General features: G+C 43.9%; 15 protein-coding genes. 9 read left to right on the forward strand and 6 right to left on the reverse strand.

What is annotated here, in order from left to right:
* Positions 1–15 precede the first annotated feature (15 nt).
* Complete coding sequence (gene xdhA / locus BMW45_RS06735) at positions 16–2,364, forward strand: xanthine dehydrogenase subunit XdhA (RefSeq protein WP_092241554.1); 2,349 nt, start codon at positions 16–18, stop codon at positions 2,362–2,364.
* Positions 2,365–2,511: 147 nt separating this feature from the next.
* Here xdhA and BMW45_RS06740 read toward each other — a convergent pair whose 3' ends face one another.
* Entirely contained in the window at positions 2,512–3,480 is a 969-nt protein-coding gene (locus tag BMW45_RS06740) for a helix-turn-helix transcriptional regulator (protein WP_092241556.1), read from the reverse strand.
* Positions 3,481–3,807: 327 nt separating this feature from the next.
* Between BMW45_RS06740 and BMW45_RS06745 the strand changes: the two genes are divergently transcribed.
* Genes BMW45_RS06745 through BMW45_RS06770 form a run of 6 tightly spaced genes read left to right on the forward strand, consistent with a single transcriptional unit; the run spans position 3,808 to position 10,269 of the window.
* Positions 3,808–4,740: an ABC transporter substrate-binding protein gene (locus BMW45_RS06745; protein WP_092241558.1), complete on the forward strand. Its 933-nt coding sequence runs from the start codon at positions 3,808–3,810 to the stop codon at positions 4,738–4,740.
* A 25-nt stretch (positions 4,741–4,765) separates the two neighbouring features.
* A complete protein-coding gene (locus BMW45_RS06750) occupies positions 4,766–5,668 on the forward strand; it encodes an ABC transporter substrate-binding protein (RefSeq protein ID WP_092241560.1) in 903 nt (300 codons plus the stop codon).
* 33 nt (positions 5,669–5,701) lie between these two features.
* Complete coding sequence (locus tag BMW45_RS06755; RefSeq protein ID WP_092241562.1) at positions 5,702–6,730, forward strand: FecCD family ABC transporter permease; 1,029 nt, start codon at positions 5,702–5,704, stop codon at positions 6,728–6,730.
* The gene (locus tag BMW45_RS06760) at positions 6,727–7,716 is read left to right on the forward strand and encodes a FecCD family ABC transporter permease (protein ID WP_025230623.1); all 990 of its coding nucleotides are present in this window, start codon (positions 6,727–6,729) and stop codon (positions 7,714–7,716) included. Before BMW45_RS06755 ends, BMW45_RS06760 begins: the two co-directional genes overlap by 4 nt.
* A gap of 10 nt (positions 7,717–7,726) precedes the next feature.
* Complete coding sequence (locus BMW45_RS06765) at positions 7,727–8,548, forward strand: ABC transporter ATP-binding protein (protein ID WP_092241564.1); 822 nt, start codon at positions 7,727–7,729, stop codon at positions 8,546–8,548.
* On the forward strand, positions 8,545–10,269 hold the full coding sequence (locus BMW45_RS06770; RefSeq protein ID WP_092241566.1) for an ABC transporter ATP-binding protein: 1,725 nt from the start codon (positions 8,545–8,547) through the stop codon (positions 10,267–10,269). The genes BMW45_RS06765 and BMW45_RS06770 overlap by 4 nt, the downstream gene beginning before the upstream one ends.
* Before the next feature lie 82 nt (positions 10,270–10,351).
* On the opposite strand, the gene BMW45_RS06775 is transcribed toward BMW45_RS06770, so the two are convergent.
* The 5 genes from BMW45_RS06775 to BMW45_RS06795 all read right to left on the reverse strand — a co-directional run bounded on the left by BMW45_RS06775 (position 10,352) and on the right by BMW45_RS06795 (position 17,026).
* On the reverse strand, positions 10,352–11,143 hold the full coding sequence (locus BMW45_RS06775; RefSeq protein WP_025230620.1) for a response regulator transcription factor: 792 nt from the start codon (positions 11,141–11,143) through the stop codon (positions 10,352–10,354).
* Positions 11,136–12,860: a sensor histidine kinase gene (locus BMW45_RS06780; RefSeq protein ID WP_092241568.1), complete on the reverse strand. Its 1,725-nt coding sequence runs from the start codon at positions 12,858–12,860 to the stop codon at positions 11,136–11,138. The genes BMW45_RS06775 and BMW45_RS06780 overlap by 8 nt, the downstream gene beginning before the upstream one ends.
* A 219-nt stretch (positions 12,861–13,079) precedes the next feature.
* Positions 13,080–14,744: an ABC transporter permease gene (locus BMW45_RS06785; protein WP_025230618.1), complete on the reverse strand. Its 1,665-nt coding sequence runs from the start codon at positions 14,742–14,744 to the stop codon at positions 13,080–13,082.
* The gene (locus BMW45_RS06790; protein ID WP_092241570.1) at positions 14,741–15,841 is read right to left on the reverse strand and encodes an ABC transporter ATP-binding protein; all 1,101 of its coding nucleotides are present in this window, start codon (positions 15,839–15,841) and stop codon (positions 14,741–14,743) included. Before BMW45_RS06790 ends, BMW45_RS06785 begins: the two co-directional genes overlap by 4 nt.
* A gap of 96 nt (positions 15,842–15,937) precedes the next feature.
* Positions 15,938–17,026 (reverse strand): extracellular solute-binding protein, encoded by a 1,089-nt coding sequence (locus tag BMW45_RS06795; protein ID WP_092241572.1) that lies wholly within the window; start codon positions 17,024–17,026, stop codon positions 15,938–15,940.
* Positions 17,027–17,326: 300 nt separating this feature from the next.
* Between BMW45_RS06795 and BMW45_RS06800 the strand changes: the two genes are divergently transcribed.
* Together BMW45_RS06800 and BMW45_RS06805 are read left to right on the forward strand one after the other, a co-directional pair.
* Positions 17,327–18,892 carry a methyl-accepting chemotaxis protein gene (locus BMW45_RS06800; RefSeq protein WP_092241574.1) on the forward strand — a complete coding sequence of 522 codons (1,566 nt, stop codon included), beginning with the start codon at positions 17,327–17,329 and terminating at the stop codon, positions 18,890–18,892.
* Between the two features lie 132 nt (positions 18,893–19,024).
* Entirely contained in the window at positions 19,025–19,840 is an 816-nt protein-coding gene (locus BMW45_RS06805) for a MerR family transcriptional regulator (RefSeq protein ID WP_092241576.1), read from the forward strand.
* The last annotated feature ends 100 nt before the right edge of the window (positions 19,841–19,940 follow it).

Genomic DNA, 19,940 nt, shown 5'->3' on the forward strand with positions numbered 1-19,940 from the left:
ATGGAGGTGTAGACTATGGGAATCAGGAGTAATGTTATAAGGTTAGATGCAGTAGAAAAAGTGACTGGAGCTGCAAAATATACAGAGGATCTAATACCTGCCAATGCATTGGTGGGTAAGACCCTGCATAGTACGATTGCCAATGGGATCGTATTGTCCATTGATATTGAAGAGGCATTAAAGGTACCGGGAGTGGTGGATATTGTCACCTGTTTTGACGTTCCCAATTATAAGTATGCCACATGCGGGCATCCGTTTTCGCTGGACCCATCCCATGCTGATGTTAAGAACAAGACTATATTAACCTGCAGAGTAAGGTATTATGGAGATGAAATCGCGGCAGTTGTTGCGGAAGATCATCTGGCTGCTCAAAAAGCATTGGAAAAGATCAAAGTGGAATACAAAGTCTTTGAGCCAGTGCTGACTCCGGAAGAGGCAGTGGAAAGCGGTAAGGATCTTCATAGCCAGTCTCCCAGGAATGAGCTGGCACGGATGGACTTCCAGATTACACCAGAGGGTAAGGTGGATTTTTATAAGGGGACATTTTCCACAGATCCTTACATCGGAGGACATAAAGATTTAGAAGGAACCAAATTCTATGTGCCGCCACAGCAGCATTGCCATATAGAAAATATCTGCTGCTTTGCCTATATGAGTGATAGAAAAATCGTTATCGTATCACCAAACCAGGCGACCCATACCATGCGGAGAAATGTAGCGGAGGCAGTGGGCCTTCCCATTGGGAATATACGTATCGTAAAGCCATATATGGGCGGAGGATTCGGAAATAAGCAGGATACATATTATGAACCACTGGCAGCTTACCTGACCATGAGGCTGGGAGGCCGCTGTATAGCCTTTACGATGAGCAGGGAAGAAACCTTTGTAAATAGCCGCACACGTCACGCCATGGATCTCTGGGCAGCGGCTTCGGTTAATGACGAAGGGAGAATCACAAAAAAAGGATTGAGGATTAACTCTTACAGCGGGGCCTACGGAAGTAATGGGCATGCAATTACTGCCTATGCGGTAACGAACTATTTCCAGTTATATCCGGCTCTTGAAAAACAGGTAGGAGAATCTGCCACTGTGTACACAACCATGCCGTCGGCCGCAGCAATGCGGGGATATGGAATCCCTCAGGTGGATTTTGCCATGGAATGTCAGATGGATGATATTGCTATGGAACATGGCTGGGATCCTGTTGAGTTCAGGAGAAAGAACATGATGGGGAAGAGATTCTTAGATCCATTTGACCGCTTCCATTGTGCAAGCAATGGACTGGAAGAATGTATTGACAAGGGTTGTGAGATGATAAACTGGAAGGAACGGAGAAAAGCCTACGATGAATTCAACAAGACATCTGCCGGCATAAAGAAAGGGGTGGGGATGGCCCTTTTCGCTTACAAAACAGGCGTATATCCGATCCAGTTGGAAACAGCATCCTGCAGAATTCTCTTAAATGAGGACGGAAGTGCCCAGGTCCAGATAAGTGCAACGGAGCTGGGGCAGGGGTCTGACACAGTATTTGCACAGATGGTTTCGGAAGTGACAACCATTCCGGAAGAAAAGGTTTTTGTAATGAGTAAACAGGATACGGATATATCTCCCCATGATGCAGGCGCCTATGCTTCAAGGCAATCATATGTATCTGGCAGCGCGGTAAAGCAGACGGCAGAAATATTAAAACAGAAGATTTTAAATCTGGCAGCGCTGCTGTATGGAGAGGATGAGAAGAAGCTAAGCCTGACTTATGAGAATGTGGTAACAGACGCGGGTAAAGTTCTGGGTTCCATCGCTGATGTGGCCTTAAAGATGCAGTATACCAATGATATAAACATAGACAGTGAACATATCACTGCCGAATCCACATATACCATGCGGAACAACGCATTCTCTTTCGGGGCAAGTTTTGTGGATTTGGAAGTGGATGTGTCCATTGGAAAGATCAAAATAAACCGTGTAGTGGCCGTTCATGACAGCGGGACAATTTTAAATCCTCAGCTGGCCAGTGCCCAGGTGCATGGTGGGGTTGCCATGGGATTAGGCTATGCATTGAGTGAGCAGATGCTTTTTGACGGGAAGACCGGGAAGATGCTCAATGACAACCTGTTAGATTATAAGATCCCTACCTCCATGGATATCCCACCGATTGAAGTCGCGTTTGTTGAGACTTATGAGCCAACCGGGCCATTTGGAAACAAGGCTTTGGGTGAGCCGCCGCTGATCCCCCAGGCTCCGGCGGTCCGTAATGCAGTTTTACATGCAACCGGGGTTGGAATTAATAGTCTGCCTTTGACATCAGATAATTTAATCAAGGCTTTCTTAAAGGCCGGGCTGATAGAGAGTGCACAAACCTCATAAGCAATAGGCGGCTGGTGCCTGGGTTTTCATTCTGAATACCGATTTGTCTATAATAAAAGCCCCGCGTAAACATTTCGTTTAAGCGGGGCTTTTATCCTTTATTGTGATGTGGCCTCAAGTTAGGCCTAAAGTGATTATTTGAAGTTCTTATAAATTAAAAGCTTTTCTAAATTCACTTGGTGTAACTCCATGGACATCCTGAAAGGCGGCAGCAAATTTGGACGCATTTTTATAGCCACATAACTCTGATATATCCCGGATGCTTAGATGATCTGCAGATAAAAGCTGCATGGCACGCTTCATTTTTTCTCTGCGGATATAATCATAAAGGGGGATCTGATAAATGTTTTTAAAGCTTAAGCGTAATTTGCTTTCGCTCATGTCTGCTATTTTTGTCAATTCTTCCATTGGCGGAACTTTAAGAATGTCTTCGTCAATTTTCAGTTTTACAGAGTAAACTTTTTTCTCGTTTTCCCATGTTACATAGTTTCTCCGATTGCTCCTTCGCTCTGGGGTTTCAGGATAGTTTCTGGCGATGGAACATAGCAGATGAAGCACCATTCCTTCAAAGGCAAGGAGGGGCATATCCGCATTGCGCACTGCCCAGCGGATCTGTTCTAATATCATCATGGTATTTGGAGTGTTGTAATGTTCTGTTTCCCATGCTTTTGCATCTTCAATGCTGATTTTTGGGGGATTGTCTCTTGTTTGCAAAAAGGGCTGTAAAAAGTCATCGAAAACAAGAACACTGGTAAAGCAGGTATGGATTCCTTTTGGAAAGGTCAAATGAAATGGCTGTTGAGGATTAACCAGAACGTGAGTCATGGGTGTAAACGTGGTTGATATCTTGCCTTGCTGGGAATATATCATATTGCCGCAGTCAATACAAAAGATCCACAAGCATGGTCTTTTCACGTCGATGGTATGGACGATTTTTTTATCCGGAGTAAACCATGCGCTGGAAACAAACAGGCCATTTGCAGGACATGCTTCAACAATCCATCCATTGGACCAGTGGGGCGGAAAGTAATATCCCATGCCAGGTCCGTAGGTCCGCTGATCCAGATTATATTTTCTCGCCATGGCTCCCCATGAAGCGGCGTGGTATTCATTCATTGCGTGATGGCTCACTTTCTGATTTTTATATTATCAAATTATACATGAAAGAAGAAAAAAAGACAATGGAATGATGATCCAATTTGATTTAATTATAATCCATATTGATGAGGGGGAAATATAAGAAACATTAGGAACCGGCGGAAAACCGTGTGTTTAGGCAGTAAAATAAAAAAGAAGCTTCCTCGTAATGGTTCCAGGCCATATTGACGTACATTTTTTAATGTGTTAGTATTCTGCTTAGTTAGCCATGACTAACACAAGGCAAAAAAAGTAAGCTCTCACACTGTAAAAAAGAAAATTATCATAATTTTAAGGAGACTTGATATGAAGAAGACAGGGTCAATATATTGTTTCATGTTTGCGCTTTTATTTACTCTGACAGGATGCAGCAGTGTAAGCCGGGAAAACTCTAAAGCGTCGGACATGCACACAATTCATACAGCAATGGGAGAAATAGAAGTGCCAAAAGAAGCACGGCGTGTAGTCGTGAATTGGTACATAGGAGATGTGCTGTCTTTAGATTTGAATGTGGTTGGATACCATGCATGGGAGCAGGAAACCATGCCATTTTATGACAAGTTCTCTTCTGATGCCAAGCTGGAGAACTGGGCTGCGGAAGATATTATGGCTGCAGAGCCGGATTTGATTATTACTTATCAGACCGAGGATTTTGAAAAGTTTGGAAAAATAGCTCCGGTACTGGTCATTCCGGAAGAAAGCGTAAGCTCTGTTGAGCGCCTTCGTATCATTGGAGAGGCTACAGGTAAGGAAAAAGAAGCAGAAGGCTTGATTGCCGCGTTTGAGGAAAAGCTTGCCGCTGCAAAGGAAGAGCTGCAAAGCGAAAAATATCGGGGGAAAACATTCAGCATTCTGGAAGACTGGGGTCCATTCGGCGATTGGAACGGGGTGGCTTATGAAACTGGTTCCAGAGGGGGGACTTTGGTTTACGACTATCTTGGTCTTAAAAAAACGGAGAAGCTGGAGAAATTGGTCGGGGAAACCAGTAACAGCAGAGGAACCCTAAGCTATGAGGTTGCTCATGAATACTTCGGAGATTATATATTATGGTTCCAGCAGGAAGGAAAAGAATCAGAATATGCAAAGACAGATATCTGGAAAAGCATACCTGCTGTTGCAGAAGGCCGGATTGCAGAAATTCCCGGAAAGTATCAGGGATTGTTTTACTATTCGGATGTAGCCAGTTTATCTGCACAGCTGGATTATACGGTTTCTGCAATTCAGGGTATGTCAGAATAAGAATCAGAGTGAAGGAGCAGTTCTCATGTGGAGACTAAAAAAATATACGACAGCGCTATTCATGGCGCTTACTGTTGGAACGCTGCTATCTGCCTGCAGTTTAAAAGCACAGATGACCAGCGGCGAAACAAGAGTGATTAAAACAGTTCATGGAGAAGCAGAGGTGCCGGCAGATCCCCAGAGGGTCATTGCAACGTATTGCATTGGGGACGTCTTGACTCTTGGAGTGAAGCCAGTAGCAACTTATGATGTTACGGGAACGGCATATGAAAAAGAAGTGGCTGGTTTACCGGTCTGGGGAAAATTTGAAGCAGAAGAGATTTTATCTTATGATCCGGATTTGATTATAGTAGTGAATCAAGAACAGTATGATGTTGCTTCTAAAATTGCACCTACGGTATTGCTTCCTTTTACAGAACTCTCCCTAGAGGAACGGGTCCGTTTCTTAGGGGACGTACTGAACCGCCGGGATGAGGCGGAAAAAGCCTTGGAAAATTTTAATCTAAAATTGAAAGAAGCAAAAGAAGCGCTTGCAGAAAAACAAGTTATGGACAAAACAGTCAGCATATTTGGGAGAGATGCAAACGGCAGTATTTGGGTATTTGGTGATAAATGGGGCCGAGGCGGTGACTTAATTTACAGCCACCTGGGGTTTAAGGCACCGGAAATTGTTCAAAACGAGATCATCGCAAAGGACCAGTACCGGGCCGTCTCTATGGAAGTGATCCAGGATTATGCAGGAGACTATATAATCCTGTCAGGAGATATTGATGAGCTGAATGGAAACACCATTTGGGAATCGCTCCCTGCAGTAAAAGGTGGAAGAACGATTCCCATTGATTTTACCCTGTTTTACGATATCGACATCTATTCATCCAGAGTTCAGTTGGATTATCTTTTGGATGCGATGTTAAATATGCCTGAGTAACTTGATAGTCTTTGCGGAAAGGAACAGGCTTCAATGAAAATTACATTAATAAAGCCTCGGTGGAAGGGTTCCGCCGGCTTTACTGGTTATATGATTCTTGGATTTGGACTTTTGTTTTTCCTGTCAGCAGCATCCATATCTTTCGGTGCAGCTGACATGCGTCTTGCCACTGCATGGGAAGCAATTGTTCGATTTGATCCAAATTTGACAGAGCATCAGATTATTCAGACACTTCGGTTTCCGCGTACCGTGGCAGATTTAATGGTGGGATGCAGTCTTGCAATTTGCGGAGCAATCATGCAGGGCACAACACGGAATCCCCTTGCTGACTCCGGGCTTATGGGAATCAGCTCCGGAGCCACCTTTGCCATGGCATTTTGTATGGCATTCCTGCCAGGGCGTACCTATGGCCAGACTATTTTGTTTGCATGTACGGGAGCTGCAGCTGCAACAGCAATGACCTATTTTATTGCTTCACTTGGAAAAGGAGGAATGACGCCCCAGCGTCTTGTTTTGGCGGGAATTTCTATTTCCATGCTGTTTGGAGCATTCAGCCAGTTCCTCTCCATTAAATACCGTCTTGGCCATGCCCTTGCTTATTGGACAGCAGGAGGAACCGCCGGAGCCAAATGGAACGAGCTTATGGTGATTCTGCCCCTTTTTATAACAGGAGTGCTGGCTTCGTTATGGCTTTCCCCTTCGGTCACTGTGCTGAGTTTAGGTGAGGATGTTGCAACCGGTTTGGGGTTAAAAACCAGATTGGTCAAAGGGATTTCCACGCTGATTGTACTGCTCCTTACCGGGCTATCGGTCATTATTGTAGGACCGGTCGGTTTTGTAGGACTCATTACGCCTCATATTGTCCGATATATGGTAGGGGTGGATTACCGGTATATCATTCCTGCTTCAGGTCTTTATGGAGCCATACTTACGGTTTTTGCCGATTTAATAGGACGATTAATCAATAAACCTTATGAGACGCCAATCGGTATTATATTCGCTGTGATCGGTGTTCCTTATTTCCTTTATCTTGCGAGAAAGCAAAGGAGGGAATTTGAATGAAAAAACAGTTCCTATTTCTGATTATGGTAATCTTGATGGCAGTCATTGCAGTGATCAGCATTAATTCCGGAAAAATGAATCTCACTCCCGGAGAAGTTTTAAATGTGATCATAGGAAGAGGCACCCCGCAGCAAAACTTAATTATTTTAGAATTCCGCCTTCCCCGTATTATCCTGTCAATCCTTGTGGGAGTGGGAATGGGGATTTCCGGCTGCATCATGCAGAGCCTTTTGCGAAACGATATGGCAAGTCCCGGTACTTTAGGAATCAGCTCCGGCTCAGGGCTGTTTGTACTGATTTTTGTGGTATTGTTTTCTGCAAAGACGGTGTCATCTGCGATTTTGATGCCATTACTTTCTTTTATCGGAGGAATGACCGCCGCAGGATTGATTTTTCTGCTTTCCTATAGAAGAGGGAAAGACATCTCTCCTACAGGGTTGATCTTAACAGGTGTTGCACTGGGAAGCGGATATGGAGCTTTAACGACACTACTGACACTTAAGCTGGATCAGAATCAGATGGATTTTATCCAGCGCTGGAGCGCAGGCAGTTTATGGGGAGATGAATGGCGTTATCTCGTCATACTGATTCCTTGGACATTGATTTTATGCGGATATGTATTTTATAAAGCCCATATTCTAAACATTCTTAACCTTGGGAATGAAACGGCTTTAAGCCTGGGTGCTGCAGTAAAACCCGAATTCATCGGATTGACTATAGCAGCAGTGGCACTTTCTTCGGGCAGCGTATCCCTGGGCGGAAACTTCTTCTTTGTAGGAATGATTTCCCCTCATATGGCAAAAAAATTAATGGGGCCAAACCATAAATTGTTCCTTCCTGCCTCCGGGCTTTGCGGTGCGATCATTGTACTGCTAGCAGATACCATAACAAGAACCATCAGCCTGGGGGCAGATGTGCCTACAGGTATTGTAATTACGGCGCTTAGTACACCGTACTTTTTATATCTATTGGCGAAAGCAGATTAAGGAGGAAGGCATGAATAGTATCGCGACTAAAAAATTAGATATTGCCTATGACAATACTCTGATTGTGAAGAATTTAGATATGGTAATTCCACATAAAAAAATCACTTCGATTATTGGCCCCAATGGATGCGGGAAATCCACGGTGCTAAAAGCCATTGGACGCATTTTAAAGCCCAAAAACGGAATGGTTTATTTAAATGGCGGTGATATCTCAATACTTCCAACAAAGGAAATTGCAAAAAAAATGGCGGTTTTGCCACAATCGCCTTCCGCTCCCGGCGGGCTGACCGTAAGTGAACTGGTTGCATATGGGCGTTTTCCTCATCAAAGCGGGTTTGGAAAATTGACTCCTGAGGATAAAGAAATAGTGCGGTGGGCAATTTCGGCAACCAAGCTTATGGATTTAGAACATCGGGAAGTAAATACATTATCCGGGGGGCAGCGGCAAAGAGTCTGGATTGCTATGGCACTTGCTCAGCAGACAGATCTGATTTTACTTGACGAACCTACTACTTATCTGGATCTGGCCCATCAGCTTGAAGTATTGGAGCTTTTATATGGGCTGAACCGCAGCCAGGGCTGCACCATTGCCATGGTTCTTCATGATTTAAATTTGGCGGCACGTTTTTCGGACTATATGATTGCGGTCCGCGGAGGAAAAATCATTCAGCATGGCAGTCCGGAAGAAGTAATGGTACCTCATGTATTAAAAGAGACATTTTCCATAGATGCTGAAATTGTCAAGGAACCAAGAACAGGACGGCCTGTATGCCTGACATATGCTCTTTTACATCAGGAACGTCTGTCACCAAAGGAGGCGATTTCCGTATGAGAACTGCACTGCGGATATTCCGGGAGGCAAAAAGGTACAGGATTCATCTGATCGCTGCACTTTTTGCCCTCGTGGTATCTACGGCAGCCGGATTTTATATGCCGTGGGCATTAAGGGAATTAACGGCACTTGCTACAGAAGGAATCAGTGACTTTCAAGTACAGGCCCTGCGTATCGGACTCTTACTTATGGCAGCAGCTACAATCCAGGCGGCAGGTACTTCTGCGGCAGGATATTTAAATCATTATGCGGCCCTTCATTATGTGGCAGACTTACGCAAGCGGCTTTACGGGAAACTGCAGCATATGAGCTTAAGTTATTTTCATAAAAGCAGGACAGGCGATCTCACCAGCCGTGTAGTAAATGATGCGCTGGATGCTGAGGTACTTTTGGCACATGTGATTCCGGATTTTGCAGTCAATGTCCTTACATTTATAGGAGTAGGAGCTTTGCTGTTTACGATCAATGGCAAGCTTGCCATAATGAGTCTGGTTACCATACCTTTTCTTCTGGGGATTACCATATGGCAGAGCCGTCACGTATCTCCAACGTGGAAAGAAAATTCCAGGGTAAGAGGAGAACTTGCAGGAAAAGTGCAGGACAATCTTTCCGGTATAAAAGAAATTCAGATTTTTAATCAGCAAAGCCATGAGGAATGCAAGGTTGCAAATCTTTCACTGCTCCACAGTTTAGCGTATCTTCGTGCAAGTTTCTTTTTTGAAACAACGTATCCCCTGCTTGCCTTTGTCACTGCACTTGGAACGGTGATTGTTGTCGTTTATGGCGGGTACCTGGTGGGAACGGGGGAAGTGGAGATAGCAGACATTGTTGGATTTGTCATGTATCTGTCCATGTTTTATGGTCCTGTAAAAAGTTTTTCCTCTCTTGCGGAAAGGGCAGGAGAAGCCGGAGCCGGATGCAAACGGGTATTTGATGTTTTTGATGAGATCCCGGAAGTAAAGGAAAAGAAAAATGCAAAAGTCCTTAAAAGAGTTAAAGGTGAAATTGTGCTGAAAGATCTTTCTTTTTCTTATCAGGAAGATCTTCCGGTAATGAAGAATATTAACCTTACCATTAAGAAAGGGCAAACGGTGGCTTTGGTTGGGACTACAGGTGTAGGCAAAAGCACCATAGCAAACCTGATCAATCGGTTTTATGATCCTCAGGAAGGAGCTGTATTCATCGACGGTGTTGATATCCGGGATGTGACGCTTTCCAGTTTAAGGGATAATATCTCCATGGTGTTACAGGATACATTCCTTTTTAATGGAACGGTGTATGAGAATATTGTATACGGCTGGAAGGATGCGAAAAGAGAAGATGTCATTGCGGCGGCAAAGGCTGCAAATGCCCACGACTTTATTGAGAAGATGGAAAACGGATATGATACGTTTATTGGGGAACGGGGTGTTTTACTGTCCGGAGGACAAAGACAGAGGATTGCCATTGCCCGTGCGATTTTAAGAGACTCTCCAATCCTGATCCTGGATGAGGCAACCTCTGCCTTGGATACAAAAACAGAAAAGGAAATACAGGCGGCTTTGAATGAGATTTCAAAGGAGCGAACGACCATAATGATTGCACACAGGCTTTCTACTACCCGTGAGGCTGATTTGATTGTAGTACTTGAGGGGACCGGTATTGCAGAGATGGGCACACATGACGAGCTGATTGCCAAGGGAGGAATTTTTGCACGTCTGAATGGAGCTCAGGCATCGTAGGGTATGTTATTAAAAAACGGACCACGGAAGAATTTTCTGTGGTCCGTTTTCCTATGGAAACGGCAGTAGGAGATAGGAACTATTACTTCCCATCCCCTACCTCCATAAATTTAGCAGGAGAGCAGCCTATATACTTCTTAAACACTTTAATAAAATACTTATATTCAGAAAATCCCACCATCTCAGCAATTTCATATACCTTATATTGATCTGATTTCAGAAGTTCCACAGCTTTCTGCATCCGGTAACGGTTTAAAAAATCATTAAAGGTATAGCCGGTCTCGCTTTTAAATTTCGTATTCAGATAAGTACAGGAAAGATTATATTCTTCGCTTAAATCGGTTAAGGAAAGGCGGGAAGAATAATGCTCTTCGATATACTTTACCATGGAGCTCACATATTTATTTTTGAAGGTGACGGTTTCAGAAATATCTGTTTCTAATATGCCCAGCTTTTTCTTCTCCAGATCGATTTGCCGGATGTATCCCTTTATTCGTGTATTCGCTTCCAGTTTCTCGGTTATCTTAAGAATCGCATCATAAAGTTCTGTAAAATCCACGGGTTTTAACAGATATTCTGTGACGCCAAGGCGAATCGCCTTTTTTGCAAATTCAAATTCACTGTATCCGGATACGATAATGGCTTCATAGCCGTATTCTTTAATGCTTTCTTCCAACATCTGCAGTCCGTTCATGATGGGCATGTTGATATCTACAATTACTATGTCGGGCTCATTATCTTTGATCTTTTGGATGCCATCGACTCCGTCTATGGCTTCGCCTACGACTACGCAGTTGATTTCCTGCCAATTTACCATGAACATCAGACCTTTTCTGATGATATCTTCATCTTCTACAAGTAGAACTTTATACATAATAATCCTCCATATCTGCCGGCATGGTTACTGTGACCCGTGTGCCGGAACCTGGCTGGCTTTCGATGGTCACGCCGTATCCAGTACCATATAACAGACGGACAACACGATGGGAATTATAGAGACCAATATGCTCCTTATATCCGTCCTCCAATTCCAATCCGGCCCGCAGACTGGCAAGGCGTTCTCCATCAATCCCGCTTCCGTCATCCTCCACACACAGCTCCAGGAGGTCTCCATGCACCCGTCCGGTGATCGTAATGGAGATGGAATGGGTATTTTTCATGCCGTGAACCAGGGAATTCTCCACAACCGGCTGCAGCAGCAGCTTGGGAATCCGGTATTCCAGAAGTTCCTCCGGAATATCAATATGATATTTCAAACGCCGGTTATAGCGCATTTTTTGTAACAGGAGATAATCATTGATATATTCAATATCCGTTCTGAGGGAGACTATGGTGCTGCCATAATAGATGCTGTAGCGCATGAGTCTGGCAAAGGACTGAACCATATCAGAGGCTTTTGCCGCATCAATCATAATTTCATACCGTAGGGTCTCCATAACGTTGAAAATAAAATGTGGGTTAAATTGTTCTTCTAATTGCTTGATTTCCATGGTCCGTTTTCGTTCGGACAGTTCACTGTTATATTTCAGTAGCTCTTCCCGCTGTATTACCATGTGGCGGTATGCATCATCAAGCTTCTGGAATTCATCAAATACTTGAGAACGGAGCTGATATTCCATATTTCCTTTTCCCATCTGCTCAATGGATTTCTGGAGTTCATTGATGGCCAGAAGGTTTTTCTGGGTAATGTGCTCGATTACAGGCAATGAAATAATGACCAGTAGGATGCCTACAATGAGCATGAATACAATGCAGTATAACAGGAGGTCTTTCTGATATTCAGTGGAAACCAGTGTATATAGGATTAAAGAACTCCCGGGAAGTGAACTTTTTTGAATGTGATAATGTTTTCCATTGACCTTTACCACACTTCCTTCCTGCCAGTCCATCCGGTATTTTCCGGAAGGGTACTTGTCTATGGGGTCAGTCTGCTGGCGGCTGATAGAAAAGATCAGGTTATCATATCGGTCCGTGATGATGACATCATCCAGAGGATATTCGCGGATGATCTCATAAAGATAAGTATCCAGCAGGTCAAAAAACAGATAGCCGGTAAGTGTGCCGTCCATTATCACAGCTTTGCCAAGAATTAAATCCCCTGCCTGTTCATTGGCATAGTTTAAACGGCTTGGCAGTGTGAAGATCTTTTCGGGCTGTTCCTGCATCTGACTGGTCATGCGGCGAAAGATATCACTTTCATGGAAAATCTCCTGGTTGCCGGCAAATAGATTGCTGCTGACGATGCGTCCATTCTGGTCTAAGAGTATAAATGATGAACGGATAGTCTGGGAGTTGGTAAAGTCATAAAGAAGCCGGTTATTTGCAGTGGTGGCGGCAGGGTCTGTGCTGTTTAGTGCGGTCTGAAGATCCGGATTTTGGGTGAGTTCGGTCAGTCCTTTTTGATAGAGAAGGATTTGTTGATCCAGGATGCCGGATAACTGAATGTGATTTCTTTTATTTGGACCGGAGATAATCCATTGTACATTGATTAGTAGAAATAAAAGCACCAGCACAAATAATAGTGAGATGATGGATAGTGCGTATTTCATAAAGGATTTTTTGATATAGTCCTTGTACTGATTACTTTTCATGAGGGGGCCTCCGGATGTATGTGGGTGTTGGTTGAGGGGGGGGAGTAGAGTGCGGGGTTATAGGTATTATATCATAAGTCCGCAGTGTATCTCATAAAACCTGCGGTTTTATGAGATAACGGGCATTCGCCCTATGAAATAAGTCATGAAAAGATTTTCTTATGTGCAAGCACAACGAAATTCTTTTCATGACTTATTTCCCACTGCTCATTGCTTTCGCTAAATGCTTATATCATTGCTGCCCGTTAGTTTGAAGAATAAAAGCAGCGATAGAATACTGGTCAGAGTTAAAATGGTTGAATATGCAGCAGCATTACCAAAGTTGCTTCTTATAACCTCCGCGTATATAGCTACGGTAAGCGTCTGGGTCTTGCTGGTATAGAGGATGATGGAAGAGCTCAGCTCACTGATCAAAGTGATCCAGCTCATAATAGCGCCGGATAATACACCGGACATCATCATTGGAACTGTAATTTTTGCAAATGACTTCGTCTCTGAGCAGCCCAGACTGATGGCGGCTTCCTCCACACTGGGACTGATCTGTCCGATGATGGCAGTACTGGAACGGATGGTGTAGGGCATACGCCGGATGGACAGTGAGATGACGATAATGAGGGCAGTGCCACTGAGTAGAAACGGTTTTGTGTTAAAAGCATATAAAAATGAGATACCCAGTACAGAACCTGGTATGATGTAGGGGAACATTGTGACCGTATCAAGAATATTAGTTAAAATTGATTTTTTTCGTACAGTCAGGTACGAGATCAATATTCCCAGCACCACGACGATAGCGATGGCACACAGCCCGAATAAATAGGTGTTGAAAATAGCGCCGTTGTTATTCTTGGAAAACAGTGTGTTTCGATAGTTATCAAGCGAGAAGCCTCCGGTGTATACGCTTCCCCCTCCGGTAGCCAGGAAGGAAGTGAAGATAACAGTAAGCTGCGGAAGAATGGCGATGAGGACTACCAGGTATACAAACAAATGGGATAATACATTTTTAAGACCAGTGCAATGTTCTGCTTCCATGGGTTTTAGTGCGGTCATGGAATAGGTATATCGGTTTCCCAGATAGCGCTGGAAGAAGAATAACAGCAGGGTGATTCCGATGATAATGACGCAGAGAGCAGCAGCGAAATGGTCATCGGTACTGACCTCGCCCATAAACTGGCTGTACATCAAAACCGGGAATGTCTTATAACCTTCACCGATCAGCATAGGGGTACCAAAGTCGGAGAAGACTCTCATAAACACCAGTAAGGAGCTGGCAAGCATGGTGGGCATGACCAGCGGCACGATCACTTGAACCACTCTCTGCATAGCACTGCAGCCTAGGCTTTCCGCGGCTTCATTTAAGGAGTTATCCAGGTTTTTAAGAGCGCCTGAAATATACATATAAACCAGTGGAAAGGATTGCAGAGAGAAGACAAGTACAATTCCTGCAAATCCATAAATGCCGTTTAACTTCACATGAAACAGATCGTTTAAGATTTTGGTGATAAATCCATTGCGCCCCAGTAACTGGATCCAGGCATAAGCTCCGATAAATGGTGGAGAAAGATAGGACATGACGATCAGGATATTTAAATACTTACTCCCTCTGATTCGTACACTTCGCAAAACATATGCCATAACCAGACCCAGAACAGCCGCCAGCAAGGTGGAAACAATGGTGACTTTAAAACTGTTTACCAGAGTGCTCCAGTAGTATTTTCTGGCGAAGAATTTACCGAAATATGCAAGACTGAAGGAACCATCCTCGGACAGCACGCTCTTATATAAGATCAGAATTAAGGGGTAGACTACGAAGATGAGAAAAAGGCCGAGAATCCCCAGCGCCATAGCTACCCAGATATTGAACTTCTTTTCGCCGGCATATCTCATACCTGATCCCTCCTAACCACAAGATTTTTATTTCCGTCTTCGGTATAAACGTTGATCTTTTGAGGCTGTACAGCAAGACGGATGTCAGTGCCATCCGGGATGATGTCCCAGATATCGGAATTCTGGATGACTTCAATTTCCTGCCCGTTTGCCAGGGTAACAAAATAATGGGTGGTAATGCCAAGAAATACACTGCTTTTTACTGTCCCAGGGATGCCATAGCCGTCTGCCTGATTGATGATGAATTCTTCGGGGCGAACGGATACCTTGATATTCTGACCGTCTTTCACCTCATGGCTTAAATGATCCATAGGAACGGTATAATCCTGAATCTGAATGAAAGTCACACCGTTTTTCATCGATGTTATGCCGGATAGGATATTGGATAAGCCGATAAAGGTAGATACAAACAGGTTTGCAGGGCGCTGGTAGATGTTCTTAGGCGTATCGATCTGCTGGATAACACCGCCGTTCATGACTGCGATCCGGTCTGATACAGCCAGAGCCTCTTCCTGGTCATGAGTTACATAAACGGTGGTGATGCCGATCTGCTGCTGGATCCGCTTAATGGCATTTCTCATCTCCACACGAAGTTTCGCATCCAGGTTTGACAACGGTTCATCCATCAGAAGAACTTCGGGATGGATGACGATGGCCCGAGCTAAGGCGACTCGCTGCTGCTGGCCGCCTGACAGCTTGGCGGGCATACGATTTTTTAAATGATCGATTTTAACAATTTTCAAGATTTCATCCACTTGGGCATCGATTTGTGATGCAGGTATTTTTCTGTTTTTCAGTCCAAAAGCCACATTGTCCTTGACTGACATGTGAGGGAAAATGGCATAGTTCTGGAAGACCATACCCATGTTTCGTTTGTTGGTGGGGATGTTGTTAATTACCTTCTGGTCTACCTTGATTTCACCGCCTTCGATGCTGTTAAAGCCGATGATCATTCGAAGCAGGGTCGTCTTGCCGCAGCCGGATGGTCCTAACAGGGTGAAGAACTCTCCTGGTTTAATATCCAGGGATAATCCATTGATAATGGTATCTTTTCCAAATCGTTTTACTGCGTTTTCTATACTGATTGCTACTCCCATAGTTCCTCTCTCCTCACGTACTCCGTATTTTTTGGTACAAAAAGACTGCCCCTGACTGAGTCTCAGGCAGTCTTTTGTTTGGATCAATGCAATTTATTAATCCATGGATGTTTCCATGTGCTCACTGAACAGATTGGTGATCTCTAATTTGTGTTCTGCTACCCAACCTTCATCATAGTTATCAAATAATTTAATCTCGCTTTGAGGTTTCATATAATCAGCCAGAGTGGCGTCTTTTCTCAGCGGTCTTACGGTCAGTGTGGAACCGACTGCATTCTGAATCTTTTCAGACAGCATATAATCTACAAATTTCTTTGCATTTTCCGGATGCTTGCAGTCTTTTAGAATCTGTACGGATTCTCCGGGGAAAATGGCTCCTTCAACCGGGAATACAACTTCTACTGCGGCCCCTTCCTTAACATAGTTGGCAGCAGGATCTTCCCAGGTTAAGCCAACCACATATTCCCCTTCGGCCACGCCTTTATATACCTGGCTAGAGCTGTTGCACATCTTGCCGTCTAAGTTGGCGATAAACTTGTCTACATAGGCCCATGCTTCGTCTGAAAGGGGATCGCCGTCTTTGCCCATACCGTAAAGCATAGCCAGTAATGACTGGAATGCGGAACTGGAGTTTACAGGATCGCCAAATGCAATTTTTCCTTTTAATTCAGGATTTAATAAATCCTCAAATCCATCGATCTTCATATCGCCTTTCAAGTCCTTGTTCACGATCATGACAGTTGGATCTGCAAATGCAGGGGTAAAGTAACCGGTGGTGTTTTTGAAAGCATCGATCATGTTGCTGTCTTCGGAAGATACATATTCCATGAACAGGTCTTTGGATGCGGATAACATGGTCTGGTCAGCGACCCAGAAGATATCGCCAAGTGGATTGGCTTTTTCTGACTGAGCTCTCTTTAACAGCTCTCCGGTTCCGGCGACGACCACCTCGACTTTAATGCCGGTGTCTTTTTCAAATTCAGGAATCACGGCATTGTTTAAGGATTCGCCACGGGCTGTATAAACGACCAGAACAGGATCTTCCTCCCCTGTTGTCTGAGCGGCGGCTTCGGTTTTTCCGGTATCTGCCGCCGTGCTGTTATCTGCCGGTTTCCCGGAGCTGCAGCCGGTAGCTGCCAATGCCATGGCTAATAAGACTGCTGAAATTTTTACTGTTTTCTTCATGTGATTCTCTCCTCCCTGTTGGTGTTTCACTGGTTTATCTGATAATTACATTTTAGCTGTGAGGGTCAGAAATGTAAATCCGACAATATCACACAAAGGTGTAAAATACACAACTTATGTATGATTGTTGTTATTAATATAGGCTCTCTTTATGCGGGTTCGTAATCTGCTTGACTAGCTATATTATTTAGAGTAAGATATCTGCATAATTGACAAAATATGACATATTTTTAAAGCCAGGAAGTGTCATATGACTGTCTGCAAAATAACGCATTTACTAATCTTAAAGGAGATAAAAACGTGAGCATTAAGAAACTTATATACAACATAATGGCCTGTCTCGCAATTCTAAGCATTTTAAGTACTGGCCTGATGTTTCTGTTTTTGGACCAAAACCAAAGCAACGGAACGATTGTAAATTATTGCGGTGTTGTAAGAGGTGCAACACAGCGCATTATGAAGCTTCATTTACTTGATCAGCCGGTGGAAGAGCAGATTGCTAAGGTAGAGAAGGCCATGGATGGAATCATCGCAGGCGACAAAGAGCTTGGGCTTCCAGTGCCAAGAGACAAAGAGCTGGTTTCACAGATGCAGGAGATCCGTACATATTGGAAAGAGCAGATCCTGCCCCTTTTAAATGATGGACAGAATGAAAAGCTGTTGGAAAACAGTGAGGAGCTTTTTAACAAAAGCAATGCCGCTGTTTCTCAGGCTGAAAAATACTCCGCCCAGGGAATTACAAAGCTTAAGGCTATAAGCGCCATTACCCTGGTAATCAATCTGATCTCCATTTACTTAATTCTGATGATTATCCGCAGAAAGATCCTGATTCCGGTAAAAACCCTGGAAAATGGAATGGAGCGCTTGTCACAGGGAGATTTACAGAGCGAGATCGATTATACATCAACGAATGAACTGGGGATGCTGGCAAACAGCATGAGAACGTCCATAAACACGCTGTCCGACTATATTTCCCGCATTGGAGACTCCATGAAGCAGATGGAACAGGGGAATTTTGATTTGCTCTCCCAGCAGTATATTGGAGATTTTATCAATATCGGGCACTCCATTGAAACGTTTACCGCACAGATATCAGAGACTCTGGACCAGCTGCACCAGACCTCCGAGCAGGTATCTGCAGGCGCAGAGCATGTTGCGGCAAGTTCCCAGCTTCTGGCTGTGGGAGCTGCAGAGCAGAACGGCGCGATTGATGATCTGTCTCATGCCGTAGAAACCATTGTAACAAAAATAGATTATACTACGGAAAACGCCAGTGTTTTTAATACCAAAGCCCAGACAATGGGTGTGAGCCTCGATGAGAGTGAGCAGCAGATGCGGCACCTGCTTCAGGCAATGGAAGGGATCCAGAAAAATTCAGAGGAAATTATTAAGATTAACAAAACCATAGAGGACATTGCATTCCAAACCAATATCCTGGCATTAAATGCGGCTGTAGAAGCAGCAAGAGCAGGTGATGCAGGAAAGGGATTTGCCGTAGTGGCAGATGAAGTCAGGAATCTGGCGGCAAAGAGTGCGCTGGCGGCAAAAAACACTTCGGAACTTATAGACGTTTCTGTAAGATCGGTTGAAACGGGTAAGGATTTAACGGATTCCATGGCCACGATATTAAGCACTGTTTTAATGGATGCCAGAGAAATTGCAGCAGGCATCGGGGAGATCCAGTCAGCCTCTAAAGAGCAGAGCCTTTCTGTATCCCACATCACTGACAGTGTGGATAAGATTTCCGCAGTGGTACAATCCAATTCAGCAACCGCTCAGGAGAGCGCCGCTGCAAGCGAAGAGCTGTCTGCGCAGGCAAAGGTACTCAGCGGTCTGGCAAATCAGTTTACCTTAAAGAGAATGTGATTGATAATTATAAAAAAAGGCGTCCTGCTGATCAACCAGCAGAACGTCATTTTTTATTGGGTTTACTTCGGTCATTAATTTATTTGCAGTTTAAGGATATACACGATATAATTTCAATATAGAGGTGGTCGAATGTTCAAAATAGGCGAGTTTTCTAAATTAACGCAAGTATCAATCCGCATGTTAAGGTATTACGATGAAACAGGTCTGTTAACGCCTGCGGCAACCGATCGGTTCACCAATTACAGGTTATATGCTGCGGAGCAGATTCCCGCTTTGAATAAAATAATCTTCTTGCGGGATTTAGGTTTTAATGTTTCTGAAATTGCGATTGCCCTTAATTATTGGGAAGATGGGTTTATTGCAAAGCTGCTTGAAGATAAGCGCCTGGAAATCGAGAATGTAATTAAAGCAGAACAGGAGAAACTATCAAAAATTGAGTTGGCTAAGAATGATATTCTAAGAGAAAAGATGGCAATTAACTATAATGTTTCGATTAAATCCATTCCCAGTTATCAGGTATTTTCTTTAAGACGCATTGTTACCGATTATTATGCAGAGGGGCAGTTGTGGAAAGAAATGTCGGCCTTTGCAGATAAAAATAATATTCCTGTTTCGAGCGATACTTTTACCATATATCATGATATGGATTACAGAGAAAAGGATGTAGATATGGAAATATGTGCGCCTGTGGCCAGGATGGGGGAAAATACAAACGGGTTTGTGTTTCGTAATACGGACCCCGTTCCCAATATGGCTTGTACGATGGTCTGTGGACCTTTTGAAAATATTGCGGGGGCGTTTCTTGCTTTTGCAAGCTGGCTGCAGGAACATAACCAGTATAAAATGATCGGGCAAAGCAGGCAAATTGTTCACCGTGGGCCATGGAATGAGGAATGCCCCGATAAATACCTGACTGAAATACAAATCCCGCTGGAAAGAATTTAGCAAAAAGCGTCTTGCAAAAATAATTGCATGACGCTTTTTTTTCATATTGACTCTCACATGATGTGAGGGTTTACATTGGATTTACAGTAAAATAAAAATA

This window comes from Lacrimispora sphenoides (assembly GCF_900105215.1).
GTDB lineage: Bacteria > Bacillota > Clostridia > Lachnospirales > Lachnospiraceae > Lacrimispora > Lacrimispora sphenoides_A.

Excerpts from the sequence above, each read along its gene's own strand:
- BMW45_RS06765 (WP_092241564.1), top strand. The coding sequence starts at position 7,727 with ATGAATAGTATCGCGACTAAAAAATTAGATATTGCCTATGACAATACT.
- BMW45_RS06805 (WP_092241576.1), top strand. The coding sequence starts at position 19,025 with ATGTTCAAAATAGGCGAGTTTTCTAAATTAACGCAAGTATCAATCCGC.
- BMW45_RS06760 (WP_025230623.1), top strand. The coding sequence starts at position 6,727 with ATGAAAAAACAGTTCCTATTTCTGATTATGGTAATCTTGATGGCAGTC.
- BMW45_RS06755 (WP_092241562.1), top strand. The coding sequence starts at position 5,702 with ATGAAAATTACATTAATAAAGCCTCGGTGGAAGGGTTCCGCCGGCTTT.
- BMW45_RS06775 (WP_025230620.1), bottom strand. The coding sequence starts at position 11,143 with ATGTATAAAGTTCTACTTGTAGAAGATGAAGATATCATCAGAAAAGGT.
- BMW45_RS06790 (WP_092241570.1), bottom strand. The coding sequence starts at position 15,841 with ATGGGAGTAGCAATCAGTATAGAAAACGCAGTAAAACGATTTGGAAAA.
- BMW45_RS06795 (WP_092241572.1), bottom strand. The coding sequence starts at position 17,026 with ATGAAGAAAACAGTAAAAATTTCAGCAGTCTTATTAGCCATGGCATTG.
- BMW45_RS06740 (WP_092241556.1), bottom strand. The coding sequence starts at position 3,480 with ATGAATGAATACCACGCCGCTTCATGGGGAGCCATGGCGAGAAAATAT.
- BMW45_RS06745 (WP_092241558.1), top strand. The coding sequence starts at position 3,808 with ATGAAGAAGACAGGGTCAATATATTGTTTCATGTTTGCGCTTTTATTT.
- xdhA (WP_092241554.1), top strand. The coding sequence starts at position 16 with ATGGGAATCAGGAGTAATGTTATAAGGTTAGATGCAGTAGAAAAAGTG.
- BMW45_RS06785 (WP_025230618.1), bottom strand. The coding sequence starts at position 14,744 with ATGAGATATGCCGGCGAAAAGAAGTTCAATATCTGGGTAGCTATGGCG.
- BMW45_RS06780 (WP_092241568.1), bottom strand. The coding sequence starts at position 12,860 with ATGAAAAGTAATCAGTACAAGGACTATATCAAAAAATCCTTTATGAAA.
- BMW45_RS06770 (WP_092241566.1), top strand. The coding sequence starts at position 8,545 with ATGAGAACTGCACTGCGGATATTCCGGGAGGCAAAAAGGTACAGGATT.
- BMW45_RS06750 (WP_092241560.1), top strand. The coding sequence starts at position 4,766 with ATGTGGAGACTAAAAAAATATACGACAGCGCTATTCATGGCGCTTACT.